The sequence below is a fragment of the Nakamurella sp. GG22 genome (genome assembly GCF_052976845.2).
On record NZ_JBRIIO020000015.1, the window covers coordinates 73,989 to 98,282 of the forward strand.

Consider the following 24,294-nt stretch of genomic DNA (forward strand, 5'->3'; position numbering starts at 1 on the left):
CGAATGCGATGGATCCTGTCGCTCGACGCGGATGAGCAGTTGCCTTACCCCGATCCCGACACGGCGCGAGCCGCCATCAGGGCACATCCCCGCGCCGCGTTCGGCGTCACCGTCCACAACTTCTTCCACCACGACTTTGAAGTGCCCACGATTTCTCGCTCTCAGCGAGTGCGGTGCCCGCGCCTCCCACTCACTCTCTCGGGGCACGCAAGCAGGACGATCCGGCTCTTCCCAAGGCTGGCGGGCCTCAGTTAGCCCTACCCGTCCACGAGTCCCTCATCCCCCGCCGTCCAACGCTTGGACCTGCCGGCGGCCACCGGCATCCGACAGAGAGACATGTCCAGCAGGGGGGACGTCATCGGGTTGTGCACGACCCATACGCACAGTCGGAGCGTTGTAGGGCCAGGCACCGACTGGGTGTTCCCCAAGACAGTGCACTAACATGGCCGCCCATATGTCGCTGCCAGTCTTACCACCACTCGTCCGGCCAGATAACGTCGTGGCCGCTATAGCTCACGTCGAGGAAACTCTGCCGACCACAATGCGCGACTCGAATGTGCCCGGCCTCAGCCTTGCAGTAATCGATGCCGGTCGATTGCTATGGAGTAGTGGGTTTGGATTCGCACATCAGCACGGTCTGACTATTGCGCCGTCCACGCTATTTCAAGTAGGTTCAATATCAAAGCCTATCGCCGCGGCCACCATTCTTGCATTATGTGATCGCGGTAACCTGGACCTCGACGCCCCCGTCACTCGCTACCTTGGAAGTTGGACTCTTCCGGGGGCTACTAGTGAGGTCAGCCTTAGAAGGCTCTTAAGTCATACGGCCGGCTTGTCGGTACACGGCTATAAGGGCATCCTCCAAACTGCGCCTTTCTCATCCACGATAGAGTCGCTCGAAGGTGACGAGTCGAGCGCTGGCCAATCAGTCAGCAAAGTATCTGAGGTCGGGCAATGGTCGTATTCGGGTGGCGGCTACACAGTCTGTCAACTGGCAGTCGAGACCGTGACTGGTCGCCCGTTTTCGGACGTAGCGCACGAACACGTGCTTTTGCCACTTAGAATGACCCGCAGCCGCTACTCTACGAGGGCTACATGGTCGACCCCCGGTATGGCAGGCGGACACGACAAAACCGGCTCGCTGATACCAGCCCATAAATTCGCCGAGACTGCAGCCGCTGGACTTTGCTCTACGGCAGATGACCTTGCCCTATTCGTTCTATCCTTGACGGATGGCAGTTCGAGGTCTCGATTGATGGCGAAGGCTGCAAAAGGCACGGGCGGGACGTATGGTCTGGGACTGCAGGTTCACCGCTCCGCGAGCGATCTTCTCTTGGCACACATAGGCATCAATCAAGGGTATAGGGCCTATTTTTCGATCTCGCCGGTCACAGGCTTCGGGATCTCAATCTTAACTAATGGTGATGCTGGAACTGCAGTAATCCGTGCCATCCTCAAGGCCTTCACCTACTAAGAGGTTCGCTCCCGCTACTTCGGCGCGACTGGCTGCTGTCCGCCGCACCGTAACGCGAAATCTCGTCATCGCCGGCCCACTTCCCGATCTCCACGAACAGCCCAGCGCCACCTCAACCGCAGGAGTGCACACCTCGAACCCCACGCCTTCTGTGCACGGCCATGAAAAAGTCCCAGCTGGGGGAGTTTCGCATTAACGGATGCTTCTATGACGCTGCTATGTCTCGTCAAGCGGCAATTTCGATAGAGTCGCGGGCTTTCACCGGTGGTTGGAGCAGGCGGTAGAGCTGACGCGCAACGGCTCGTTTGAGGCATCGTTTGGCGTCGCGGGTGCTCTTGCCCTCGGTGGTGCGGCGGTCGATGTAGGCCTGGGTCGTCGGGTCGAGCCGGGCCCTGGTCAGGACGATGGTGTGCAGCGCCCTGTTGAGTTGTCGATCACCGCTGCGGTTCAAGCGATGCCGGGTGGTCAGCCCGGAGGACGCCGGTATCGGTGACGCTCCAGCGAAGGCGGCGAACGCGGCCTCGGACCGGAACCGGCCGGGATGCGACCAGCTGATCAGGACCTGGGCGGCGCTGATCGGTCCGACCCCGGTCAGGGTGAGCAGTTGCGGTTGCATCAGCGCGACGAGCGGTTCGATCTCGGCCTCGAGGTCGTTGGCTTCCTGCCGCAGCGCCAGGATCCGCACGGCCGTCGATCGCAGGACCCGGACCGTGGTGCGGTGCTCCAGATCGCGGGACGGACGCGGACGCAGCGCCGCGCAATAGGTGATCTGGTTGTCGCTGGTCATGCCCCGCAGTTCTGCCCGCAACGTTTCTGGCGCGGACACGATCAGTGCCTTGAGGTGGTTGATCGCCCGGGTCCGGGCAACAACCGCGCTGGCCCGGGTGCTGACCAGCACTCGGAGAGCTTCGCGCTGCCCGCGACGGCGGGGGTCGATGAGGTGCTCGCGACTCAATGCCTCCCGAGCCGCGCGGACGGCGTCGATGCTGTCGCTCTTGCGACCACCGCTGCGCGGCGGCCGTTTTGGTCGGGCGACCTCGACGACTCGTTCGCCATGCTCGATGAGGTAGGCGCTCAGACCGGCGCCGTAGCTGCCGACGCCCTCGATGGCCCAGCACCGGATGCCTGAGACCTGGGTGCGCCCGAAGTCCAACAGCTGCCGGTAGCCGGCGCCGTCGGCGTTCACCTTGGTTTCGCCGAGGACGGCGCCGATCGCGGTAACGGCTGCTGCGGATAGCGTGTCGCGGTGCGTGTCGACACCTATGACGGCGTCGACAATCTCGGCCAGAACGCTCAACGTGGATCCTTTCCTCGTGCTGCAGTGGTCGACACCGGGCCTTGGTGGATCCACCATGTGGCAGAACTGTGATCGGTCACGACCCCCTTTGCAGGGCCGGACAAGCTGCTTATCAAGCCAACGGGTGGGGCAGGGCCGGCCCCACGGATTGGAAGACGTGTCATAGGCAAGGCACGTCCGGAACAGCAACGGCCAGTTTGTCAACGAGTCATTCCGCCCCGCAGGGCACAGCCTGCCAGCGACCACCAGGCCGCCAGCGAAGTCTCACAGTTCGTCAACCGGTCAGGCTGGCGACGATCAGCGGGTAGAGCTCGCGGGAGACGTAGCAGTGGTCATCGAGGCCGGACAACAGCTTGCAGTCGTCGGCGAGGTGGATCCCTCCGACGAGGTCGAGCTGCCACAACTGCATCGGGGTTTCCCGTTGCCATCGTTTGTACTTGCGCGGATGCCGCTGTTCCTGCGGACGAACCAGACCATTCCGCACCAGGACCCGGTGCGCCTTAGCGCGGGACGGAACGGCCTGCACGCCAACACGCGCCAGATCGAACACGATCCGGCGCGCACCCCAACGACTATGCTGACGACGCATCTCGCAGATCTGCGGCTCTACCTCGACCGCCACTCTCGCCGGAGATGTGTGTGGTCGACGGGACCGTTCCTGTAGACCGTCCAGGCCCTCGGACTGGTAGCGCTTCCGCCACGTGGAGACCGACTGCCGAGACACCCCATAGCGCGCCGCGACCTCGCCGACAGGCTGACCGTCTCGAACCTCCAACACAGCCCGGTATCGCTGCTCGGCGAGGACCTTCGCCCGCTCGCGTCTCTTGTCCTCAACGTCCACAGAAAGATCATCGAGAACCAACGAGTCCTATTAAGCATGTCCCGGTGACAATCCGTCAAACATGTCTTGAGCCGTCACACATCAGCTGTCCAATGCCATGATCTGGTGGGCCGGCTTCGCGACGATCTGCGCGGCCAGGCCTGACTGGGCAACACGATGCGTTGGGTCGCTGCGGCGTGAACCGCCTTGGCGGCGACGGCCTCGGCGCCGCGGGCGCCTCGGCTCTTGAGCCACGCGGCGAGCCGTGCGACGCCGATGCGGCGGATCCCGTCCGGCGTTTGATACCCGCCGACCAGGATCAGCGGCGCCTTCTTCGAGTAGTCGAAAGCTGCTTCCAGGGCGGGGAAGTAGTCCAGCATCGTGGCTCGTAGCCGGTTGAAGTGCCGGACCCGGTCAAAGATCATGTCCGTGCGCTGGGAGGTCAACAGCCGCAGATCGACGCTGATCCGGCCGGCGGCCCGGACCGGTTGCAGATCGGTCCGCATCCGGGCCTGGTCGGCGATGATCCGGGCGTCCTTCGCGTCGGTCTTGCCGTCACCGCGGTAGTTCGCCGCAGCGTGGTGAACGAGTCGGCCCGGAAGGTAGAGCACCCGCTGGTCCCGATCGGCTGGCATCGCCAACAGCAGCGCCGCGCCGCCGGCGTTCAGGTCGGTGGCTCACACGGCCTCGTCACCCTCGGCCAAAGACAGCACGGCAGTGATCAACCCGCCCAGAGCGGCCTCATCGTTGGCCACCCGCCGCCACAGCAGCACCCGACCGGCCGCATCGATGACGACGCAGTGGTGCCCCCATTTCCCCGAGTCCATTCCTACCCAGAACCGCTGTCATCTGCCATCCTCACGTTGCCGTCATCATTGGGGTTCTCCTCGAGTGGCTACCACGCTGGCACGTCCTTACCCAACGATCGTCGCGCGAGTCTCAATGAGCGGTCGAGCTACCAACAGGACAGGCGGGCGGCCATTCCCAGTGAGCCGTCACCGACCAACGATCAGCCCGGCAGGGAGACCTGAAGCCATACCCACCTGTCCCAAGGAGAGCGATCAAGACCCTACGACCGGGCCTGATCCACCCCTCCAGGAACGTAAGGAGGGCGATCTCATAGTGGGCAAGAACCGGACGTCGGTGATCGGAACACTTGTCGAACGGCAAACCCGGACGGTCCGGCTGCTACACCTCGCGCGCCGATACAGCGAGTCGCTGCACGCCGCCCTGATCACCCGGCTGGTCGACCTACCGCGCATGCTGCTCAGATCGATCACCTGGGACCACGGAACCGAAATGGCCAGGCACCGCCGGACCATCACCTCATCGCTTGGCGCGCCGATCTACTTCTGCGATTCACACTCGCCCTGGCAACGCGGCTCGAAAGAGAACGCCAACGGGCTGCTACGAGACTACTTCCCGAAGGGCACCGATCTCAGCATCTACCGCCTTGAGCACCCCCGAGCAGTCGAAGTTGAACTGAACTGCCGCCCTCGACAGGTACTCGAAACCGCACGCCAGCAGAGCTGTTCGCGGCGCTGCTAGCCTCACCCAAACCGTTGATGCTGCGACGTTGACTGGAATCCGCCTCAGCGCCAGGGGGTCAGTATTGGGTCGGCACTGACAGGGTGACCAGGTACAGGCATTTTCGCCGCCGATTGCTCGATGGGGAAGTGGCCGCGGGCCCGGACCGCGCAGCGGTAGCGGGCGTTCAGGCGTTCGATGGGGTTTTTCCTGCAGAGCACCCGGCGGACTCCAGGTGGTAGTGCAGGCACGGGATGAACTCGGTCCAGGCGCTGCGTGTCGATGATCTTCCAACGGAAGTGTCGGCCAGCCTGCATAAAGGGTATCGACGAGATCGGCTGCGATGAAGAACTTCACCCGGTATCCGGCCGCTGTTGCGTGTCCGAGCGATCAGGGTATGTGATCCCCCGGTGCCGGGCGGGCCCACGAGGGCGAGGTTGGCTTTGCTGCGGAGCCATTCCAGGCCGGCGAGGTAGTCGAAGGTGGCCTGCGGGATCGACGACGCGGTGACGTCGAACCCGTCGATCGTCTTCAGCACGGGAAAGGTCGAGCCCACAGGAGTTCGCGACCAAGCAAACGCCTGCCCGGAACCGCCCGTATAGGACACAACACCGCCGCCGCCCTCGACCGTCTCAGCCGTTTGGAAGCGGAAAGAGCGTTCACCTGGGCACCCCAAGGAGTCCCTGTCGCCTCCGCGCTAGCGGCGCGATATCCTGTCAGTCCTGACGGACCGACCGATCAACCAGCCGCAGCAATGGTGCCCATCTACACTCTAAGTTGAAACAGGGGGTTGTAATGTTCAAGTGGTTGAGTGAGCACGATTCGCGTCCTAGTGACGGCCTAACGCCGAACCCATCGGAAACACACGAATCGTGGGACACCGCTGAAGCCGCGTGTGATGCCCTCGTTACCGATGATCTGGACGAGCCTTACATCGGCAAACGCATAACCATGCAGACGAACTGCTGCAGCGGCTCTAGCTCCAATGTGGGCCTGGGCGGTGGATGAGAAATATGTACTCTGGCTCGAATACGGCGTCGCTGCGCTCGCCGCCCTCGTACTGACGATACTGCTCTATGCGCAGCTCTACTCTGTACTTTGCTGCGTCAACCACAAGCTCAAGCCTAGCTGGCCCATTGCATTGGCACCGGATTGGCGCCTCTTTGCGCCCTATCCTGTACATGGTGACAGAATAGTGCTTTTGCGCAAAGACTTCGGCAAGGGCCCTGAACGATGGTCGACCATCCTCGCCCCTGCTGAACGAATTCCGCTGCATTTTCTTTGGAATCCGGAGCGACGTGCAGCAACCGCGCTGTTTCAAGGCGAGAATGAACTAGTAAAGTTAAACATACAAGGCGCCCCTCCAGCGGGAAGCGAATTTTTCAAGGCGCTGGACCGATTCGCGCAGAGCCAATGCTCACCCGCGGTCATGGCCTACCAATTCGCGGTCCTGGACCATTCCCATTTCCCCGCTGAAACCCGCCTATATGCCGAACAAGCGGCCGCACAATTTGAAGTTGTTGTCACAAGTACTATGAATACACGCGGCAACCGGACGCTCGCTCAGTGACATCCGCTTCTGCCCTTCGCTGGTGTGTAATTCTGACCGCTGTCGCTAGCATGCTTGCGGCAGCTGAATGGATCTACTTACTGACTAGCAGACGCACACGCGGCGGAGCCTACCTTCGCGCAACTGTCGGCACAAAACGGCGATTAGCCGTGTCCCTGTCTGTAACGAGGTTTTTGGCGGCAGCACTGGCGCTCGCCGGAACCCTATCGTTTGACACAGTACTGAGTGGCCCACTGGCCAAGACCGCCATTGCGATCTGGTTCCTCTCCTCGATCTTTCACTACACGGTGGTCCGTGCTGCATACGAAGCCAGCGACTTCCTCCAATTGTTCACCATCAGTGCTCTTAGTCTAGGAACACTTGCCCCCGCTCTGTTCGATTTACGTCGTACCACCATTCTTATTGCCATAGGCGCGTTGATGAGTTACGAGATTGCAGGCCTCGCAAAAGCATTCTCACCGGTGTGGGGCAGTGGCAAAGCCTTGAAGTCTATCCTTGGTGCTGACACTTTCGGAATGCCGCGGATCGCGCTAACCCGAGCCTTCGCTCGTGCGGCTAAGCCCATCGAATGGATTGTCACCACCCTTGAATGCACGTTTTTTCTCGCCATCGCTCTACCTCCGTCTTTTGGTCTGATAATTCTCGCATTGGGTGGCCTGATGCATATCAGCATAGCGATGATTATGGGCTTGAATGTCTTCCAATGGAGCTACGTCGCATGTTACGCACCGATATACTACCTCAATCTGACTATTCATTCGTAACCTCTTGAAGGGCCAGGCAAATGAGCTCGAAGCGCCACTGGGTTCCAACTGTGCTCTTTGTTGCAGCTATCGTCGTATTAATTGCTTTACTCGTCAGTCCACTACCTGAGTACCTCGCCAGTGCGTTATTCGGCATTGATAACAGTCAGACCTTTTTCAAGAGCTTGCGCGATACAGTACCCGCAATTGTTGTAGCCCTCATTATAAGCCTGACATATGAGCGCGTTCGCGACATAGTTCTCGGCAAGCGTATCGAGGATGTCGTGACTGCGCTGGAAGCGATCGCTTCCAGAAATGTGGTCCTACTGAATGATTTGGACGCCCTCAATGCCAGGATAAAACAGCAGCAGTCAGAACTAAGCCCTGGGGAACAGGTACGACAGGGTCTCACCTCCGCTCTGGGACCACGTATACAGATGAGCGAACTTATCGCTCTCACACTACCCGACAGGCCCGTCTTCGAAAACGTCTACTGTATATTCCGATTTTCTGATTCGAAACCGGAGTTTCCCAACGACTGGCTCATTGAGAATAAGTACCAATTTGAAGTGACTGGTATCGACGAGATTCTCATCGCACTGTGCATTGGTCAGGAGAACACGCATGCGGTTTATAACACTATCCCGTCCGTTCTTCATGTTCAGCATTTCGATACAGTCGCCGGTATGCGAGCGGCTGCAGCGGAATTCTTGGTAACACCTGATGGCGTACAGGTGGCTACCGCCAACCAGACTGGTGAATTTGCCGCCCCCGAGTTCCTCCAACTGCGGACAGTAGACCCGGCGCGCCACCCCGATTATGGCCTGGTCGCCGCCGTTATTGAGCCGGCTCTTCTCACTCTAATGTCTGCTCGACTAAGGCCCACACCCCAGAACACCCGCAGGCGTGTAATACTTCGAACTGTAGGCGTTTTGGATCGTAGGGCTGGGCGATGCTCCTACCAGGAGGATCGCCCAGCTTACATCCGCCAGGTAACCTTCGATTGGAGTGGAGTGTCGGATCGAGCGAATCTGTTGTTCAACGTAAGTGCGTTTTACACGAACAGGGGCCGATCACCCAGAGTCCAGGAGACGGCGTCACGCATCGAGATTGATGTTAATACCTGGTTAGTGGCGGGTCAAGGAGCGGTGTTAACTTGGCGAGATCGAAAGGACTATTCCACTTCACACTCTATCTAGATGTGCCTGCCGAGCGAGAGCCTCATATGCACGCGACTGGACCAATTAAATCCGTGCGCCTCCTGGGAATCCGCCACTTCACGCATGCCTGGCGACCATTCGTTCTCTGGCACCACCCGGAAGCCATGCCGCTCGTACCATGGTCGATTCCAACTGACGTCGGACTGTGTGTTCAGCAACAGTGATGCTATACCGTTTGCACGTGCTAGTTCTATCGCGGCATCGAGGAGCATTCCTCCTATACCCTTCGATTGATGTCTCCTAGCGACGCACAGTTGCTCGATAGTTCGTTCACCGCCTATTTGGCCGAGTAGTACCCATCCGGCGACTTCACCGGCCGTTGAAGCCACTAACAGCTCCCTCCTTTGAATTGCCGACAGCATAGTGCTCGCCGCGACAACTGAACCGTTACTGATTTCGGCGTGGCCGACATCCAGGTAGCGACGGTCGGCGTCCAGTTCTACCTCGTAGAGCTCGTCAAGCTGGTCCGGTCGCGCGACTTGGATCATCACCGCTGGCTGAGAGAGCGCCAATGCCTACCTCCGTAGAGAACAACTGCCGGAACTGTGCTAGTCAGGCGTCGTCTGATAACACAGCATGCCAGGTATCCTGGTTTGAAAGAGTCGGGTTAGTTTGGTATTTCGTTTGAAACCAGGCTTTAAAGGACCGATCCTCTGACAAATCAGTTAGTGACGCCTGTAGTGTCACGCTCGCCTGTCGGGCAGCAATAATAATGGGGTGGCCGGTGAGCAGCAGTTGCCCATTGCTAAGCTCCGCGAAGCCGCTTGCGATGAGTGCTCGAACTTCGTCGATGCCGAACCTTTCGACTGCTTCGACCACAGGTACCGATCCATGCCCAAAAAGTTCGCTCCAGAGCAGCTCTTGCCCGACCGGGGGTACTTTTCGGATCGCAGCCCTTGCATGAGTTAATACTGCTGTCAGGGGCCAGGTGGTCACCGATTCATTTACCGGGGTAATGGGCGAGGTCGGCCGATGCAAAAGATGAGAATTGACCGTGTCAAGCAGCTGAGTGGTCTCGTCGAGCCTCTGCTTAACTGACGCCAGTTCCACTAATAGGCGCTCATGGTCCGCTCGATCCACCACATTTGGATTCTTCAACCTTGAGGCGTATTCAGAGACGCTGCTGATCCATTGGTTCTTGTAACGGCCCCACGTACTGGCTTTTGGCCGCGTTTGTGTAGCGTCGCATACACGATCATGCAACTCATCAAGTGCCGCGGGATCGTCAAGATGACGCACCAGCAGTCCGTCCAACACACCGTCTAAGTCATTGCGATTGAACCCGGGCGTTGCCAAGGGTAATAGGGTGCCGACACGCGCCCAAGCGGCACCCAATTCGGCGACACAGAAGGGCCTGGATTGAAACATCGGCGTTATAATGGCCACTACCATCTTGGTCTGGCTGGCTTGGTCCCGAACGTACGAATTTAGCGTGGCACCGGATGGCACACCCGTGTCTTCGCCTGACGAGTAGAAGATCAAGTTGGTCGGCACCTCACAACCCAATCGAATCACTATGTCAACGAAGGGATCCGTTAGCGGCCGGTCCGCCCACGCATGACTTATGAACACACCTGGCATGCTCTTACACTACAGGCCAGTAGCCGGAGCGGTACCCTTAGGTCACACCGACTCTAGGTTACCTCTCAGCCCAACCGACGGTCGTTCACAAAGATGAAGCTCGAGTCGCTTGACGGTGCCTAGCGACAGTGATGGATTCTGGTGCCGCCAAGGACGGAAGTGATCTTGCGACACATGGAGGGAATGCAGACGGCGTTATGCACATCTGTTGCGCATCCGACTCACAGACTCCTCACGGCAATGACGGCCCGGTTCCTGTAACGACAGCTGATGCATTGGCTCGGTACGGCGTAAAAGCCGTCCTGGCCACGCTGATCAATCCGGCTGGGATCGCACTATCTAAAACGATTCCGGTGGGGATGATAGAAGCGGTGAAGAGATCGGGTATTCGCGCGTCGACGGTCTGGAATGGCTTCTGCGTTGATGCGTGTGTGGCCACGTCAGAGCAGGTTGGACCAGTTGGTGAATTACGGCTCGATTTGGACTGGGACGCGGCACATATTTTGGGTGGAGGGTTGGCATGGGCGCCAATAAGTATCGAATTGGAGCCTGGCGATCCAAGCCCGGCCTGCGGGCGAGGACTCCTTGGCACTGTACAACGTGAACTTGCAAAGGCGGGACTTGAAGCCCGAATAGGTCACGAGCTTGAGTTCGTGCTGGTCGGGCCTAAGGGCGAAGCGCTGTGTGACGGAGCGTCCTGGATTCCGTTCGGGGCAACTGGCCTCCTGGATCAAGAAGGTTTCTTGTTGGAGTTACTTGACAATGCCCGCTATGCGGGCGTTGAGTTTCAGCAGATTCACTCGGAATACACTCACTCGCAGTACGAGGTCTCCTTGGAACCACGTGATCCTGTCGCGGCGGCGGATGGCTTGGTTCTTGCTCGGTTGATCATCGGACGCGTCGCGCGGCGCTACGGACTCCGCGCCTCTTTTTCTCCCATGCCCTTCTTAGGGAGTGCGGGTAACGGTGCGCATCAGCATGTTTCCATAACCCGTGGCGGAATACCATTGTTTAGTGGCGGGCAGGGCCCGCATGGAATCTCAGACGAGGGTCAGTCGGCTATAGCCGGCGTCTTGCGGTCACTGCGTGATATCCAGGGTTTGTTGACTGGGTCTATTCTTTCCGGTGAACGACTCCGCCCAGGAATGTGTTCTGGCCTTTACGTTGGCTGGGGACTGCAGAACAGGGAGATGGCACTTCGGTTTATCGAAGAAGAGGTGAACTGCGCAAATCGTGCAAATCTCGAGGTCAAGACGATTGACCCGTCGGCGAACGTCTATATTGCGTCGGCGGCGATTCTTTCGGCCGCGTTGTGGGGCGTGTTGTCTGGAGCGCCATTGCCAGCGGAAATGCTTGGAGATCCCAATCAGCTGTCTGCCAATGACCTCCGTGACGCCGGAGTGGACACACTACCGAATTCGATTCCGCTTATTATTGAAAAGCTGTCCAGTTCCTCGCTAGCTCGGGCTCTTGTGGGGGATGAAATAGTGGATCTTGTTGTGGCTGTTCGAAGGCACGAACAGACGCACCACGCGAAAGCGGACTACGCAGAAATTGCTGCAAAGTTCAGTCTGTCTTGGTCGATGTAGCGATCGTGTGTCGTGTTATGTGGCGGCGAGGGCGTGTCGACTAATACTTCGCGCTGGCGATCATCGACCCGGGGTGCCGGGCCAGAGCCTGACCGATAACGGCAAAGGTGTTCACCGGGCGGTTCAACACCCCGCCGGTGGAGGTGTTGTTCGATCGGATCTGCCGGACCGATTTCCGCACTGATCGGGTGTTCGCGTCGCTGGCTGCAGCGCAGGTCGCGCTCGACGAGTGGGTCAGCGCTTACAACCAGGCAACGGCTGCATCAGGCGCTGAACATGGCCACCCCAGCCGAGCGGTTCTGGCGCGACCGGCCAGCCACTGTCGCCCGGCTGCTCGCCGTCGGCGTCCGGTTCTCGCCCGAAAGGCCGGCGGGGCGACGGGTGCTGGGTCGCCCGCCGGGCAACCGCCGTCGGCGTGGTCTGCGTCAACTGGCAGCAGGTCTGCATCGGCGCGGCCGCCGCCAGCCGCAACAACGACGTGTGGCTGACCGAGGACCTTTTGCGGTTGTACGACGGCGACCAGCTCCTACGCACCCAGCAATGACAGCATCGGGAAGGACAACCCACAGAGCTCCGCAAGAAAGAGTAAGCACCCCGGCGGTCGTTACATTGACAGAACGAGTGTCACCACTCACCCCGAGTAGAACCGTCACCCATCACCCGAAGGTCTCAAACCTAGCTCCGAGAGGGTCGTAAAGGCTTTACAACGGCGCTGCGGTAGTGCTCCGCTGACGAATACGCGTAATTGCGGCATCGATAGTCGTAATTGCCTCTTGGAGATCGATGGCTTCCAGCGCATCTATTCCGCCTCGATTCAGCTCCTTGGCCACCTCTGCTCGCATCGCCGTAAATGTGTGCAAGTCTTGGTAGCTTTCTGCATCATACCGCATTTGTTTTGCACCACCTGTCTTATTTGCGTCCCAACGCTTAGGACGGGCAAGCACTTCGGCAAGCCCCCGCAACTTTACCCCGGTGGCCGTTGCTCACCGCAGCACGTTTGACCATCGCCACCTACGCCCCCAAGCTGCCCCTGATCTGCAGCAATGACGCGTTCACCCAAATCACCGGCCGACAGGACCCGGCACACCCGCCGGGTCCTGCCACCAGAACCCCGAACGCGAACACCGCCCGCAACCCCAACCGCAGCGCAGGGTCGGCGAGCACGGGCCACCGCTGCCCGGACCGTTCGATCCAGGGCCAGCAAAGGTGCGGCCGAACGCACCACGTCCGCACACGGACCCTCACCCCCGGTGAGCTGCAGCTCACCGACTTCGTCGGTCAGCACGCCGGCGGCACCCACAAACCGGACGGCCTTCCCCTTGCTGGCAATCGACAACGCCGCACCGTCGACCGGCAACAACTCCGCGACGGCGGCGCACAACCCGCGCCGTCGCGACCCCGACCCGAGTCAGTTGGAGCAACTCCTGAACCATCTCTGGTTTGTGTCTGAGTTAGCGATACAGATTGATCTTGGTATCAGGCAGTACCTCGTGGGGTCGTTGACCGATCGAGGAGGATCTGTTGATGGACAGGAAGGCTGGGGCAAGGGACCGGGCCGGGCGGCGTGGGAAGCGGTTCTTGGCGCCGATGCAGCAGTACGAGATCTATCTCCAGCTGGTCCGCGAGGTCACGATGGCCGGGGCGGCGGCCGCCGCTCAGGTCGATCGGTCGACAGTGCTGCGGATCCGGCAGGTCGCGAAGGACGGAGCGTTGTCGGCGCTGGCCGAGTCCCGGCCGGGCATCAAGCCCGGCGCGCGGGATGTGGAATTGGGCGCGGCGAAAGCGGAAATCGCTCGACTCTCGGAGACGGTCAAGGAAATGGCTTGAAGTTGATGCTGGTCGAGGGAAAGGAGGTCCGGCGGATATGACGGTTTTTGGCCGGTGCAGCGGTCTCTATGTGATGCGGCGAGAGGGATGAACACCTGTCTATCTCACAACGCCGTATCGAACGTCGCCGTCGACACGCGGGGGGAGTTCGGCGGGCAAGAGTGAGAGCCTGTTGATCTCGAGGCTGGGTTCCACCTCCGCTCCCGTGTTTGCCTGGAGGAGGAGCTGGTCAAGAATGAACCCCCAGGGACCACGGCGTAGCCAAGCAGTGGAGAGACCAGCGTCGATGGCCGGCGAGATGTCGTTGTCGAGACGATCACCGACGTAGAGGATTTCGCTCGGCGTATGCCCAGACACCTCGACGAGCCGGTGGAAGAAGCCGACCGAAGGCTTGCTGACGCCCCAGTCGTCAGAGGTGGCAATGACGTCTGCCGGGAGGTTCAGTTCGTGGATGAACCGGCCGGCCCGAGCTGTCTGGTTGCCGGCGATGCCGACGAAGTAGCCGCGCTCGCGAAGCTCGCCCAGGCACGGCCGGACGTCGGAGTAGAGGTCGTCGGCGTTCAAATATTCGCCCAAGCCGGCGTCGATGCGCGCCTGTCGCTCGGTCTCCAAGTCGAAGCCGGGGCGGAAGTGCTGGAAGACCTCGCGGTAGTCGCGGCCGGAGGCAATGACGGCTCCGAACACTGCAGAGAACGTGTGCCGCGGTACACCGAGCCAGTCCGCCCAGGTGCCGTATTCGCGGGACTCGTCGATGAGCACTTCGCCGACGTCGAACCAGACGGCCTTGATGCCCCGCAGGCGCTCGTGGACCGCCGTCATGCGGCTGCCAGGTGCTGATCGAGGTTCCGGACCGGGGCGCTGGTTGCCCATGGCGTCATGCTGGAGCGGAGTGCGCGCAATCGATCAAGGCCGGTGGCGTAGCCGGCTTGGCGCAGCCGATCCACCGCGTCCGACGCGATCGCACACGACTGGTCGAGGTCTCCATTGGCAAGGTGCGCCGCCGCGAGATCAACGAGCACGACTGCTCTTTGCTTGACCGCGTTGTCGGGCAGCCCGGTCAATGTCTGACACAGGGACGTCATTGCCTGGTTGTAGCGACGGGCGCGAAGATATGCGTAGCCAGCGAAGCCATCGAGACGCGTTTGGTCGAAGAAGTCGAACCAGGGAAGCTCAGGAGCAAGATTTGGTCGGGCGAGTGAATCCCGGGCTTGGTCGATGTAGCGAAGACTGTCGTCGGCGGCACCGGCATTGGCGGTGATTTCCGAGCCGACCGCCGAGAGCCACGACGACAGCCGGTGGTGCGGCTCCGAGTCCAGCAACCTACTGGCCTGGTCCAGGTAGTGGACCGCAGTCCCGAAGCGTCGTTCGGCCGCTGAGATGAAAGCAGTGTGACCGAGAGCCGAGGTAGCGAGGTGGTGGGCGCCGGACTCGAACGAGGATTCGATTGCGAGACTGTAGTAACCGCGGGCGGCAATTGAGTCGCTGAGGTCGAAGAAGGAGATGCGTCCGGCCAGGAGGGCCACCTGCGCTTGGTTTCTCAGTAGAGATCGTCGGAGGCAGGCGGAGGTGGTGTCGCGCAGGAGTTCACGGGTCACGTCCAGGTGCGCCACAACCGGTGTGATCAGCACTGTCGGGCCGGTGACGTGATACAGGCGTTGATAGCCATCGGCGAGGTTCGCGAGAGAACCGGTTATCTCGGTGCCTACGCGGACGCCTTGATCCTGCTGGCTGACGGCGGCCAGGGCAGGAGCCAAGGTCACCAGTTTCAGCAACGATCTCCGCCGCAATGTCTCCGCCTCCCAGACCTCAAGCACTCGAGGCCTGAGGATGAGAGCATCCCTCCCGAGTTGGTCTAGCAGCAACCCGGTCTGGGCAATCAGCGCATCGATCGGATCGGTGCTCCGGTCGTCGGCGTGACGGGCGGCCCCGGTGACGAGCGCGCTACCTCGATCGCCACCGAACAAGCAGTCGAGTAGTTCCTGATACCGACGGCTGGGTACTTTGACCCCTCGCTCCCACTTCGCAACCATGTCCGCGTTGATCCCGACGTGCTTGGCAGTCTGGGTCCACGCGAGCCGGTCGATGTTCTGTGCGACGTCATGCTGCGTCCAGCCCCGGCGCATGCGTTGCGACCGGATCTCGCACGCGCTCGTGGTCACCGGCAACCTCCCATGACTCCTGCTGAGCGGAGCCTATCGAGCGTCAACCTTGCTGCCTAACTGTAGCAACGAATGAGCCCTAAAGACTACGTCGGGACTAGCCGTGGCTAGTACCCGCGGGTGGCGAAAACGGGTTCGCTGGAACGCAGCCCCAAATTGCGTGCGCCGGTCCAGAGGCTGGAGTTCTGCTGATCGCGGGTGTGAAATCGGAGGAAGGAGCGGTGACGGTGAGCGAGACCCTCTTGACAACCAGAGATCTGGCGCAGCGTTGGCAGGTCAACGCTGGAAGTCTGGCCAACGATCGATCCGCCGGCCGGGGCGTTCCTTACGTCAAGATCGGCGGTGCCGTGCGGTACCGCCTTCGCGACGTTGAGGTCTTCGAATCCAGCTGCCGCATCAGCACCTTGGATGCATCATGATGACCAGATACACCGAACCCGAACCCGAACCCGAACCTGGCCTTGAGGACGTAGATCAGCTGGCTTGCTCCGTTCGGCCGGCGCCGAGATCCGAAGCGGCGGCCGGAGCTGTCGTGGCCACGGAGGAACGGCAGCCCGCAGAGTCATTGTCGCCCATCGGGGCCGGGGTCAACGATCGGCTCATCTCGCTGCTCGCCGTCGTGGCGGATGAAGGGTGGGGGAGCGACGCGGGGCGCCAGGCCGTCGGCATTATGCAATCGGCGTGCCGGCGAGAGGCAGCCCAGTGGACCCGTCGCGCCGGCTGGCTGACCGACGAGGGCCTGGCTGTCGTCTGGGAGCAGATCGACCGGCTGGTGCGATTGGGACGGTTCGCCGACGCTCCCGGCCTGTTGAAGGTCGCAGTTCGTCGCGCCTACGCCGCTGAGGCTGCCGCCGCGCAGACCTGCATGGGCTCGGCATCCACCCGAGGCCTCATCGGTGCCGTTCGCGATGCGGTCGTCGGCCCGGTCAGCGAACTTGCCGACGACGCTGTGGCTACGGAACCTGACCCGCATGCCGGGCGGATAGGCGCTCCGGCTTGGATGCGAACCCTGGCTACCGTTTTGGCGATGGAGGGTTGGTCCTGGCCGGTGCCGGCGCTGCATGCGGTGATGGCGTCGGCTGCGGGCGCCGCGAGTTCGTCAAGGCGTTGCCGGTCAGCAATGGCCGCCCATGAGACCGGGGTGCCGGCCGCGACCTGGTCGGCGCTGGACCTGCTCACCCTTGGATCGGGGCCGGGGTGTCGTCCTGAGTCAAGGACCACGGGGTCAGCGGTACAGATCGACATGTTCGGTCCCGCTGGCATTCGGTCCAATCCGGAGTTGATGCGGATCGTCCTGGCGGCGGTCAAGGGTCGCTCTGTCCGCACTGGTCGCACGAGGGCAGCGTGATGGGCGAGTCTCTCTCGGTCGAAGGGCTTGTCGGCGCCACCAGGAAGGTAACCGCACCATCGGACACGAATGTGGACGAGGATTCCGCGGTTTTCGAGCTGTCGCCGGCCAGTGCCGAGCAGGTCACACAGCAGATCCGCATGATGGTCGATCGCACCTGGGAGTACATCGCGATCGCTTATCAGGGTCGCGCCTATGCGGCTCTCGGTTACCGGTCCTGGGACGAGTATGTCGATGACCGACTTGGTGATCTCCGGCTGACTGTGCCGCGGCAGCAGCGTCCCCATGCGGTAGCCGCTTTGACGAATTCGCGGATGTCGCTCCGGGCGATCGCGAAGGTCCTAGGGGTTGGCCTGGGCACGATCCACCGCGACCTATCGGCCGGAATTGGCGAGAAAGGCTCGGGTGCGGACGATGTCATTCCAAGCGAAGTGGAGGGCCGCGACGGTAAGCACTATCGGCGGCGGAAGCCATTGTCAGCGGCGTGCTCGATCTGCGGCGAGTCGCATCCGGCTGGGTGCGACGAGTGTCCGTGGGACTTGTTCGCACAGGGGCTCGGGTCGCGACCAACACCGGCTGTTGGAGGTGCCGTTTCGAGTCCGGTCGGGTCACGGTCCGAAAGGGGGGAGCTACAGGAGGAGGTGAGCATTCCTTCCGCCTCGGATGTGCCTTCGGACGACGTTACGGGGGAGGGCCCCGTCGAATCGCCGGCTGTTGAGACGATCGCGGAGGCCGTAACCCGTGCTGTTTGTATGGTCGACGAGCTGGGCGGCCTGCCGGAGTTGATCGAGGAGATCGAGTTCGCTGGTCGACCGCGAGGGACGATCGGGTTCGAATCGGAGCTGGCGGTGAGAGTCCGCGAGCTTATCGAGCTGTTGAGGATTCAGGCCGGCGCGATAGCTGAACTCGCTAACAGGCTTGAACGCATCGCCGTGAAGCGGAGCGCGTAGTGAGCAAATGATAGCGAGATGCACCCTCCACCAACCCCTTTCATTGTGGCTCGAGCGTGGCGACTCAGCTTGCGGGTCCCAGCTCATCCAGGCTATAGCCATGCGCATAGACCGAGCCTGCCGGCCTTCCAGGTACGAACCACGAGTTGGTGCGCGCTGCTTTCTGTCTGGTGGCGAGGTTGCGAACGGAATAGGCAGCGTCGATCGTGCGCACCAGTGTGCGATTCGGCGAGGGCAGGTCCAACGCGCCAGTCAGGTCGGGTTGGTCGAACAGCGCGCTGGTGATCGAGGGTCCGAATCGTTTCAAAGGCTTGGGCAGGTGCCGGACGATGATCTGCTGGGTTGATGCCATCAGTTGGCGGCCTGCGTCACTGGTCTGTAGGTGCTGTTCCTCGAACGCGTCGAACATGCTCTCTGCCTGCGAATAGCTGGTCGGCGGGTCGTTGATGGCCATCAACTCGGCGAGGCGCAGGTAGAAGTTCACACTCGCATCGCGCTCCTTGTTGAGGACAGGCCGCCAGCCCCGCCGGTCGAGCCAGCGGAGGGGCACCACCATCAGAGCTGCTAGTACGAAGCGGTAGTCGTCGTTGCTGATCGACCAGGATTTATGAACGCGATTCAGCAGCCGAACCATTTCGCGGCCGCGGGGATGGTCGAAGCCGTTCGCGATGATCTCGTACATGATCAGGCCAGTGTCGTAGGCCCGCTTCTTCGGCCGGTTGAGGATCTCGCCGGACTCGACTAGCAGCCGAGCCATGTGCGGGATGGCGAAGATCCGGTAGAACGCGAGGTTCAAGCCCACGCGCATGTCGGTGGGGAAGTCATAGAGCGTGGTCAGCTGATAGATCCGCAGGTAATCCATTTCCGTGTCGAGGGTCATGATCAGGTCGCGGTTGCGGTAGGCGCGCTTCATCGGGCCGCTCCGTAGGCGCCGGCGAGGGCCAGGAGCTGGCCCAGGTCGTCGTCGGCAGACGGCAGCAGTTCAGCGGCGGGCACACCCGTGCAATCGTTGGCGTGCCATACCTTCCCGTCACGCAGTGCCAGGCCCAGTGCCTCCGGAGGGTTCGGGCTTCGTCGGATATCCGACGCTGCCGGCTCGACGATGTGAATGCGGTAGAGCGCGTCAGCGATCTCGATCCGTCGCCGCGTGCTGACCAACTCCGCGTGCTCGACCGGGTTGGGTCCTGGCGGGACGGGTAGTACGACTTCCGGCCTGGCCCCGGTGAGGTCGGCCCAGAGCGGCTCGAGGTGATCGCTGATCCGACGAGCCTTCCGCCAGCGCAGCCAGGTATCGAGCGGGATCGGGACCAGCACACCGATGCCCGCGATGATCCCGGCGGCCGCGACACCGACGACATTGATGGCGGCTAGGACGGGCGCCGGTTGCCCGGTGAGGTAGCTGACGGCCATCTGCAGGGCGGACGCTATAGCCGCGACCGCGGCCAGTCCGGCACCGACGCCGATGCCGATCAGGCTCAGCGACCTTGCCCGATCACCGTCGGTGAAGGCGTAGCGCCGGCAGGTGCGGGCGACGCTGATAAGGCAGTACACAAAGTAGGTCGAGAAGGTGATCCGACAAAGAACAGCCGGTCCGTCGCTGGCATACACCGTGGTGAAGCGGCTCCCGGCCGATTGGTCGTGAACCTCGGCCGCGATGAACAGGAGGATCATCGCGAGTGCAACCGCCGCGAACAGCACCGCTTGCCATACCACGACGGCGCCGGTGAGCCGCCCATGACGGACGGCGTACAGGAACAGCAGGGCGAAATAGGCGCCGGCGGCGAAGAGCAGATGCGAGACGAGTTCTGCGCCGTTCGGCCAGCCGAAAACGGAGTCAAACGTCGGTGCGAGGGCGCTGAGGGTGAACGCCAGCGAGACGCAGACGGCCGCGGTAGTCATGGTGACGCGTGCCGGATCCGGTCGCCGAATGGTGACGACGAGCCGAATGATGGTTGCCACCCACAGCACCGCCGCCGCGATCACCAGGCCCATCAGCGCAACCGGGTGGTCAGGCGGTCGAGTTCACCGCTGGCGGTGCGCTGATGGCTGCGGGTCTGCGCTCGGGAGATGAGTCGGGTGGCCAGTGTCTCTGCGGCGCGTTCGTCGTCGGTGTCGTATCCGTCTCGGGCCAAGAATCGTTCAAGCAGTTCGGGTGGGCAGTGCGGGGCGAGCATGGAAAGGAACTCGAGGTCATCGGTGACGTGGGGCGCGTGATCGAGAATGATGTGTGCCAGTTCGTGGCACACGATGGCGTCCCGACGGGCGCCGGTCGCCTTGGCCGGCACTACGATGACGTCTTCGTTGCGCCGGCGCAGCGCGTACCCGGTGGCGTCACCGGTGCTCAGATCATGGGGCAGAAGACGGATGGATCGACGCCTGTCGGCGGCCACCAGGTCGACGAACTCGTCGACGGACCATGGGTCGGGCAGCAGTGCAACCAGTGCCTGATACGCGCGCTCATTCGGGTCGCGAGGTCGGGCCCTGCTCCATGTCATCGGCGGGATTCTCCTCGTCGGGTAGCTGTTCGACCTTTCTGATGTGGTCGATTATCCCCTTGACGCTGGCAAGTCCCTCAGGCGAGAGTCCGTGCGCACGCAGAGCAATCGCCTCGACGTCGCTGTCTCGAATGGCCGAGAGCAGCCGGAGATCGTTGTTGATCTTTTCCGCGGTGTCGGCATCGAAGAAGTAGCTGATCGGGACCGCGAAGAGCCCGGCCAGCGCGTTGAGATGACGGGCCGAGGGGTTGTCGCGCTTGCCGTTGCGCAGCTGACTCAGGTACGCCGCTGACATTGACGTTCCCTGTCGGGCGAGTTCCATCGACGCCTGCTCGTTCGACCAAAGGCCGCGACCACCGGGCCGCGGGACGGTCCTGAACAAGTAGTCCAGCCGTTCTGCGAGGTCGGGCATTCCGGCGTCGCTGTCGGCCACGTCGGTCCCTCTCTGCCCTGTCACGTTCTGTAGGCAGCCTACTGGGGTGCGTCCGAACGGTTGGCAGGGGTCCGCGCCTCTTGACCGCCCATAACTAGCTCGCTACCTTCTCCAATCTGACCGTAACTGTAGCAAGGACCCTAGCTCGCGTGGGCGACCCGCACTGGGTGTCGACCACCTCCACCGCCGGCCCGCCCGGCACAACCGTTGGGAGAAGATCCATGATTCAAGCGCTGGCCGCCCCGGACGTCACGCCCGCACCGGCGCCGGCCGGGGGCAACCCGTTGACCGGGGCAACCGAGACCGCCCTGCCAGGTCTTGCCACCTTCAAGGGCCTGGTGCTGGGCCTGATTCCGTACGCGCTGGTCGCCTGTGTTGCGGCGTTCCTGATTGGCGCGATCCTCTGGGCGGTCGGGGCCTTCGGCAACAATCCGCAGCACTCGTCCCGGGGGAAGACCACCCTGATCGTGGCTTTGGCCGCCGCACTGCTGGTCGGCGGCGCCGGGTATCTGGTGGGCTGGTTCAACTCCGTCGGCAGGACGGTGTCCGCTCCGGCGTCGTTCATCGAGATCGTTGTGTCGGCCGAATCCGAGCGGTCAGTGTGAGCCGATGCGGACCGGTTCCAGTTCTCCCGTCGGCCGCCGTCGGGTCATCGTCATCGGCGCCGCAATCGTTGTCGTGGCACTGATGTCGGTCGTGGTGCTCGCCCTCGTCCAGCCCGGCGAGGAACCGGGAAGTGCAACCGCGCCGGCCGACTCACGTTCGGTCAGTACCGATGCACCCACGACCATCGCGTCGGCAAAGGCCGGCCCGAGCGCTGCGGTGATCCTGCCCGGGAGCAGCCCGGCCGATTCCAGGTTGGTCGGCGGGCAAACCGATCACCTCGAATTCGGCCGCCTTGTCGCCCGGGCCGTCCTCGCCTATGACTCCGACACGGACTTCCAGGCTCGCAACGGCGATCTGCTCCGCGCGGCCGCCCCCTCGCCGTACGGCGATCCCGAACAGCTGGCCCAGGACCTGACCGCCTTCACACCGGCGGGCCCGGCGCTGGACCTGCTGCGGGAAAACGAAACGATCGTCACCGTCGACCTCACCGACGTCGCAGTGTCCGAATGGGCAGCTGACCGATTGAAGGGTATTGGCGTCTCGCCGGGCGTCTACGGAATCGACGTGACCGGCAACCAGATGATCGTCACGGATTCCGGAAGCCCCACTCAGGTCAATGTGCTGCTGGGCATCACCGTCGCGTGCCCGCCGGCCACGACATACTGCACGCTCGACCGCGTCTTGCCGCAACACTTGCGGGACGCACTGGGACCTGGCTGATGCGACCCCTCCGAACACTTCACCTCGCAGGCCCGACGGCCGTCGGCCTGCTGATCGGCATCACTGTCGTCGTCACCGTCGCCGCCGTCGGTACCAATGGCAAACGCCAGCCGCGGGTCCTGCCGGGCGCGCTCGACTGCGGCGCCGTCACTGGCACCACGCACGGCAACCTCGACACGACGCAGGAACGCAACGCCAAGTTGATCGTCGCGGTCGCCCTGGGTCGAAATTTCGGCAACACCGGCGCCGCAATTGGTGTCGCCGTCGCCCAGGCCGAATCGACGCTCTACAACTACGCCAACGACGGGAGCTCCAACCTGATCGGGTTGGCCGAGGGTCGCCAGCTGAATGACGCCGAGCGGGCCGTCGCTCGGGAATCCCTGCAGTACCCCCATGATCGCGTCGGGAACAACCTGGACTCGATCGGACTGTTCCAACAGCGGCCGATGACGGGGTGGGGCTCCCCGGAGCAGCTGATCGACCCGACCACCTCCGCCGGCCTCTTCTACGACCGCCTCGCAAAGGTGCCTGCCTGGCAGGCGCTCCCGCCTTGGAACGCCGCGCAAGCGGTGCAGGGATCGCCGTCGTCGAACGGCGGAATCTACCGCGAGATGTACGAGCAGGCCGTCACCATCGTCAACGAGCTGACTGCCGACACCACCACCGTGGATAGCCCGACGGCTGTGCGGGCCGTTCCCGAGGCCAGCGCGGACGACGAGTGGTGTCTGGGAGCGGCCGGCGCCGTCGCTCCGGAAGGCGGTGGGTCCGCCGCGTGGGGCGGCTACTCCAACGGACAGATCCCCGCGTCGGCGCTCTGCCCGGTCCCGACCGCGCCGCGGTTGCTCCTGGAATGCCATGCGGCCGCCGCCTTCGACCAGATGAACAGGGCGTTCCGTGCTGCTGTCGGGCAGGACATCGGGATCACCGACGGGTACCGGGACTACGCCGGGCAGGTCGCCTGCCGGGCTGAGAAGGGCAGCCTGTGTGCGGTCCCCGGTACCAGCAACCACGGCTGGGCCAAGGCCGTCGACATCGGCGCCTGTTGCGGCGTCAACTCCGGCACCGGTCCCGCCTTCCACTGGCTCACTGCGAACGCGGGTCGGTTCGGTTGGGTGCACCCCGCGTGGGCGCGACCCGGCGGGTCGAAACCCGAGCCCTGGCACTGGGAATACGGGGCGATCTCATGAACTGGGAACCGCAACCGGGTACCGAGGCGATCAGCGGCTGGATCAACCAGGGTGTCCTGTTCGCACTCGTGCTGGCCGTTGCCATGGTCGTCGGCTGCGCGGTCCTGTGGGCCATCGGGTCGATGTCGGCCAACGGGTCGATCGTGAGCCGGGCCCGCACCGGCATCGCGGTCGGGCTGGCCGCCGCACTACTCCTGGGTGCGGGCGTCACCTATCTGCGACGGACGTCCACCACGCAAGCGGTCGCGTTCGCCGGCGACCCCAAGGAGTACGGAATCAACGACGCACCCCAGCTGCCCGGTGCCTGGGAATACATCGACGTCTCAGAACGGTGGACCACGGACATCAACGACGTACGGGCCGGCGACGGACTGCCGCCGTTCACCACCGATGCTTCCTTGGCCAGCAGGGCCAAGTCCTGTGCAAGCAGCCGAGCGGGATTGGGCGGCGACTGCCCGACGAACGAGCTGTCCTGCCAGGAGGGCTCAGGCATGGTGTTCGGTGCCTGGGAATACGGGCCAGCCGACCTGGACAAGCTCGACGGCGACCTGACCGCCGAATTCATCCGCAACCCGAACCCCTGGGGCGGGTTCAGCACGCCGGTCACCCTGGACCGATCAGCCGACATGCGCTCGGCCTGGGTCGCGTTCCGGGACAACTCCAACAAACGCGCCGTCGTGGTTGCGCTGCTGGAAAACGCTGCGGGCCTGGCCGTCTGGAACGGCTGCGGACAGCTGGCATGAGCAAG

The 24,294-nt window shown here is 62.5% G+C and carries 24 protein-coding genes and 5 pseudogenes; 16 read left to right on the forward strand and 13 right to left on the reverse strand.

The genetic code is table 11. From position 1 onward, the window contains the following. Positions 1 to 454 precede the first annotated feature (454 nt). On the forward strand, positions 455 to 1,474 hold the full coding sequence (locus ACVBEQ_RS16025; protein ID WP_447154369.1) for a serine hydrolase domain-containing protein: 1,020 nt from the start codon (positions 455 to 457) through the stop codon (positions 1,472 to 1,474). Positions 1,475 to 1,700: 226 nt separating this feature from the next. Here ACVBEQ_RS16025 and ACVBEQ_RS16030 read toward each other — a convergent pair whose 3' ends face one another. The 3 genes and pseudogenes from ACVBEQ_RS16030 to ACVBEQ_RS16040 form a co-directional block, all read right to left on the reverse strand. Continuing rightward, a complete protein-coding gene (locus ACVBEQ_RS16030; protein ID WP_447154309.1) occupies positions 1,701 to 2,771 on the reverse strand; it encodes an IS110 family RNA-guided transposase in 1,071 nt (356 codons plus the stop codon). A gap of 274 nt (positions 2,772 to 3,045) precedes the next feature. Next, positions 3,046 to 3,612 carry a helix-turn-helix domain-containing protein gene (locus tag ACVBEQ_RS16035; RefSeq protein WP_447154310.1) on the reverse strand — a complete coding sequence of 189 codons (567 nt, stop codon included), beginning with the start codon at positions 3,610 to 3,612 and terminating at the stop codon, positions 3,046 to 3,048. A 74-nt stretch (positions 3,613 to 3,686) separates the two neighbouring features. Then, positions 3,687 to 4,418: pseudogene (locus tag ACVBEQ_RS16040) on the reverse strand (IS110 family transposase). 280 nt (positions 4,419 to 4,698) lie between these two features. On the opposite strand from ACVBEQ_RS16040, the pseudogene ACVBEQ_RS16045 reads away from it, so the two are divergent. Then, positions 4,699 to 5,171 (forward strand): annotated as a pseudogene (locus ACVBEQ_RS16045) (IS30 family transposase); the annotation flags it as partial. A gap of 41 nt (positions 5,172 to 5,212) precedes the next feature. Here the strand turns inward: ACVBEQ_RS16045 and ACVBEQ_RS16050 are convergent. Continuing rightward, a pseudogene (locus ACVBEQ_RS16050) lies at positions 5,213 to 5,392 on the reverse strand (transposase); the annotation flags it as partial. A 12-nt stretch (positions 5,393 to 5,404) separates the two neighbouring features. Beyond that, positions 5,405 to 5,662 (reverse strand): annotated as a pseudogene (locus tag ACVBEQ_RS16055) (ATP-binding protein); the annotation flags it as partial. A gap of 456 nt (positions 5,663 to 6,118) precedes the next feature. Between ACVBEQ_RS16055 and ACVBEQ_RS16060 the strand changes: the two are divergent. From ACVBEQ_RS16060 to ACVBEQ_RS16070, 3 genes are all read left to right on the forward strand, one after another. Then, a complete protein-coding gene (locus ACVBEQ_RS16060; protein ID WP_447154311.1) occupies positions 6,119 to 6,688 on the forward strand; it encodes a hypothetical protein in 570 nt (189 codons plus the stop codon). 173 nt (positions 6,689 to 6,861) lie between these two features. After that, entirely contained in the window at positions 6,862 to 7,452 is a 591-nt protein-coding gene (locus ACVBEQ_RS16065) for a hypothetical protein (RefSeq protein ID WP_447154312.1), read from the forward strand. A gap of 20 nt (positions 7,453 to 7,472) precedes the next feature. Then, positions 7,473 to 8,630, forward strand: coding sequence for a hypothetical protein (locus ACVBEQ_RS16070; protein WP_447154313.1), 1,158 nt, complete (start codon positions 7,473 to 7,475; stop codon positions 8,628 to 8,630). On the opposite strand, the gene ACVBEQ_RS16075 is transcribed toward ACVBEQ_RS16070, so the two are convergent. Both ACVBEQ_RS16075 and ACVBEQ_RS16080 read right to left on the reverse strand, forming a co-directional pair. After that, complete coding sequence (locus tag ACVBEQ_RS16075) at positions 8,627 to 9,139, reverse strand: GNAT family N-acetyltransferase (protein ID WP_447154370.1); 513 nt, start codon at positions 9,137 to 9,139, stop codon at positions 8,627 to 8,629. The two genes, ACVBEQ_RS16070 and ACVBEQ_RS16075, sit on opposite strands and share 4 nt — an antisense overlap. A gap of 64 nt (positions 9,140 to 9,203) precedes the next feature. Continuing rightward, positions 9,204 to 10,145, reverse strand: coding sequence for a hypothetical protein (locus ACVBEQ_RS16080; protein WP_447154314.1), 942 nt, complete (start codon positions 10,143 to 10,145; stop codon positions 9,204 to 9,206). 218 nt (positions 10,146 to 10,363) lie between these two features. Between ACVBEQ_RS16080 and ACVBEQ_RS16085 the strand changes: the two genes are divergently transcribed. From ACVBEQ_RS16085 to ACVBEQ_RS16100, 4 genes and pseudogenes are all read left to right on the forward strand, one after another. Next, the gene (locus ACVBEQ_RS16085; RefSeq protein ID WP_447154315.1) at positions 10,364 to 11,821 is read left to right on the forward strand and encodes a type I glutamate--ammonia ligase; all 1,458 of its coding nucleotides are present in this window, start codon (positions 10,364 to 10,366) and stop codon (positions 11,819 to 11,821) included. Positions 11,822 to 11,867: 46 nt separating this feature from the next. Next, positions 11,868 to 12,221: pseudogene (locus ACVBEQ_RS16090) on the forward strand (integrase core domain-containing protein); the annotation flags it as partial. 15 nt (positions 12,222 to 12,236) lie between these two features. Then, positions 12,237 to 12,365 carry a hypothetical protein gene (locus tag ACVBEQ_RS16095; RefSeq protein ID WP_447154373.1) on the forward strand — a complete coding sequence of 43 codons (129 nt, stop codon included), beginning with the start codon at positions 12,237 to 12,239 and terminating at the stop codon, positions 12,363 to 12,365. 980 nt (positions 12,366 to 13,345) lie between these two features. Beyond that, positions 13,346 to 13,648: a hypothetical protein gene (locus tag ACVBEQ_RS16100; protein ID WP_447154316.1), complete on the forward strand. Its 303-nt coding sequence runs from the start codon at positions 13,346 to 13,348 to the stop codon at positions 13,646 to 13,648. 99 nt (positions 13,649 to 13,747) lie between these two features. Here the strand turns inward: ACVBEQ_RS16100 and ACVBEQ_RS16105 are convergent, their stop codons facing one another. Then, entirely contained in the window at positions 13,748 to 14,467 is a 720-nt protein-coding gene (locus ACVBEQ_RS16105) for an HAD family hydrolase (RefSeq protein ID WP_447154317.1), read from the reverse strand. After that, entirely contained in the window at positions 14,464 to 15,807 is a 1,344-nt protein-coding gene (locus ACVBEQ_RS16110) for a helix-turn-helix domain-containing protein (protein ID WP_447154318.1), read from the reverse strand. The genes ACVBEQ_RS16105 and ACVBEQ_RS16110 overlap by 4 nt, the downstream gene beginning before the upstream one ends. A 227-nt stretch (positions 15,808 to 16,034) precedes the next feature. Here ACVBEQ_RS16110 and ACVBEQ_RS16115 point away from each other — a divergent pair, with 227 nt between their 5' ends. The 3 genes from ACVBEQ_RS16115 (at position 16,035) to ACVBEQ_RS16125 (ending at position 18,105) form a co-directional block, all read left to right on the forward strand. Next, complete coding sequence (locus ACVBEQ_RS16115; RefSeq protein ID WP_447154319.1) at positions 16,035 to 16,226, forward strand: DNA-binding protein; 192 nt, start codon at positions 16,035 to 16,037, stop codon at positions 16,224 to 16,226. Between the two features lie 113 nt (positions 16,227 to 16,339). Continuing rightward, a complete protein-coding gene (locus tag ACVBEQ_RS16120; protein ID WP_447154320.1) occupies positions 16,340 to 17,155 on the forward strand; it encodes a hypothetical protein in 816 nt (271 codons plus the stop codon). Next, positions 17,155 to 18,105, forward strand: a complete 951-nt coding sequence (locus ACVBEQ_RS16125) for a helix-turn-helix domain-containing protein (protein ID WP_447154321.1) — start codon at positions 17,155 to 17,157, stop codon at positions 18,103 to 18,105. Before ACVBEQ_RS16120 ends, ACVBEQ_RS16125 begins: the two co-directional genes overlap by 1 nt. A 64-nt stretch (positions 18,106 to 18,169) precedes the next feature. Here ACVBEQ_RS16125 and ACVBEQ_RS16130 read toward each other — a convergent pair whose 3' ends face one another. Genes ACVBEQ_RS16130 through ACVBEQ_RS16145 form a run of 4 tightly spaced genes read right to left on the reverse strand, consistent with a single transcriptional unit; the run spans position 18,170 to position 21,033 of the window. Then, positions 18,170 to 19,018, reverse strand: coding sequence for an oxygenase MpaB family protein (locus ACVBEQ_RS16130; RefSeq protein WP_447154322.1), 849 nt, complete (start codon positions 19,016 to 19,018; stop codon positions 18,170 to 18,172). Further along, positions 19,015 to 20,097, reverse strand: a complete 1,083-nt coding sequence (locus ACVBEQ_RS16135) for an MAB_1171c family putative transporter (RefSeq protein ID WP_447154323.1) — start codon at positions 20,095 to 20,097, stop codon at positions 19,015 to 19,017. The genes ACVBEQ_RS16130 and ACVBEQ_RS16135 overlap by 4 nt, the downstream gene beginning before the upstream one ends. Next, a complete protein-coding gene (locus ACVBEQ_RS16140; protein WP_447154324.1) occupies positions 20,097 to 20,600 on the reverse strand; it encodes a hypothetical protein in 504 nt (167 codons plus the stop codon). The genes ACVBEQ_RS16135 and ACVBEQ_RS16140 overlap by 1 nt, the downstream gene beginning before the upstream one ends. Continuing rightward, entirely contained in the window at positions 20,563 to 21,033 is a 471-nt protein-coding gene (locus tag ACVBEQ_RS16145) for a helix-turn-helix domain-containing protein (protein ID WP_447154325.1), read from the reverse strand. The genes ACVBEQ_RS16140 and ACVBEQ_RS16145 overlap by 38 nt, the downstream gene beginning before the upstream one ends. Before the next feature lie 221 nt (positions 21,034 to 21,254). On the opposite strand from ACVBEQ_RS16145, the gene ACVBEQ_RS16150 reads away from it, so the two are divergent. From ACVBEQ_RS16150 to ACVBEQ_RS16165, 4 genes are read left to right on the forward strand one after another with little or no spacing between them, the layout of a single operon-like run. After that, positions 21,255 to 21,638, forward strand: a complete 384-nt coding sequence (locus ACVBEQ_RS16150) for a DUF6112 family protein (protein WP_447154326.1) — start codon at positions 21,255 to 21,257, stop codon at positions 21,636 to 21,638. Positions 21,639 to 21,642: 4 nt separating this feature from the next. Then, on the forward strand, positions 21,643 to 22,359 hold the full coding sequence (locus ACVBEQ_RS16155) for a hypothetical protein (protein WP_447154327.1): 717 nt from the start codon (positions 21,643 to 21,645) through the stop codon (positions 22,357 to 22,359). Next, positions 22,359 to 23,546: a M15 family metallopeptidase gene (locus tag ACVBEQ_RS16160; protein ID WP_447154328.1), complete on the forward strand. Its 1,188-nt coding sequence runs from the start codon at positions 22,359 to 22,361 to the stop codon at positions 23,544 to 23,546. Before ACVBEQ_RS16155 ends, ACVBEQ_RS16160 begins: the two co-directional genes overlap by 1 nt. After that, positions 23,543 to 24,289, forward strand: a complete 747-nt coding sequence (locus ACVBEQ_RS16165; RefSeq protein WP_447154329.1) for a DUF6112 family protein — start codon at positions 23,543 to 23,545, stop codon at positions 24,287 to 24,289. Before ACVBEQ_RS16160 ends, ACVBEQ_RS16165 begins: the two co-directional genes overlap by 4 nt. Positions 24,290 to 24,294: the final 5 nt, after the last annotated feature.

Bases quoted from the DNA above. Each gene is read 5' to 3' on its own strand.
- ACVBEQ_RS16025 (WP_447154369.1), top strand. From the start codon at position 455: ATGTCGCTGCCAGTCTTACCACCACTCGTCCGGCCAGATAACGTCGTG.
- ACVBEQ_RS16070 (WP_447154313.1), top strand. From the start codon at position 7,473: ATGAGCTCGAAGCGCCACTGGGTTCCAACTGTGCTCTTTGTTGCAGCT.
- ACVBEQ_RS16165 (WP_447154329.1), top strand. From the start codon at position 23,543: ATGAACTGGGAACCGCAACCGGGTACCGAGGCGATCAGCGGCTGGATC.
- ACVBEQ_RS16105 (WP_447154317.1), bottom strand. From the start codon at position 14,467: ATGACGGCGGTCCACGAGCGCCTGCGGGGCATCAAGGCCGTCTGGTTC.
- ACVBEQ_RS16130 (WP_447154322.1), bottom strand. From the start codon at position 19,018: ATGAAGCGCGCCTACCGCAACCGCGACCTGATCATGACCCTCGACACG.
- ACVBEQ_RS16150 (WP_447154326.1), top strand. From the start codon at position 21,255: ATGATTCAAGCGCTGGCCGCCCCGGACGTCACGCCCGCACCGGCGCCG.
- ACVBEQ_RS16160 (WP_447154328.1), top strand. From the start codon at position 22,359: ATGCGACCCCTCCGAACACTTCACCTCGCAGGCCCGACGGCCGTCGGC.
- ACVBEQ_RS16140 (WP_447154324.1), bottom strand. From the start codon at position 20,600: ATGACATGGAGCAGGGCCCGACCTCGCGACCCGAATGAGCGCGCGTAT.
- ACVBEQ_RS16085 (WP_447154315.1), top strand. From the start codon at position 10,364: ATGGATTCTGGTGCCGCCAAGGACGGAAGTGATCTTGCGACACATGGA.
- ACVBEQ_RS16135 (WP_447154323.1), bottom strand. From the start codon at position 20,097: ATGGGCCTGGTGATCGCGGCGGCGGTGCTGTGGGTGGCAACCATCATT.
- ACVBEQ_RS16155 (WP_447154327.1), top strand. From the start codon at position 21,643: ATGCGGACCGGTTCCAGTTCTCCCGTCGGCCGCCGTCGGGTCATCGTC.
- ACVBEQ_RS16125 (WP_447154321.1), top strand. From the start codon at position 17,155: ATGGGCGAGTCTCTCTCGGTCGAAGGGCTTGTCGGCGCCACCAGGAAG.
- ACVBEQ_RS16075 (WP_447154370.1), bottom strand. From the start codon at position 9,139: ATGATCCAAGTCGCGCGACCGGACCAGCTTGACGAGCTCTACGAGGTA.
- ACVBEQ_RS16100 (WP_447154316.1), top strand. From the start codon at position 13,346: ATGGACAGGAAGGCTGGGGCAAGGGACCGGGCCGGGCGGCGTGGGAAG.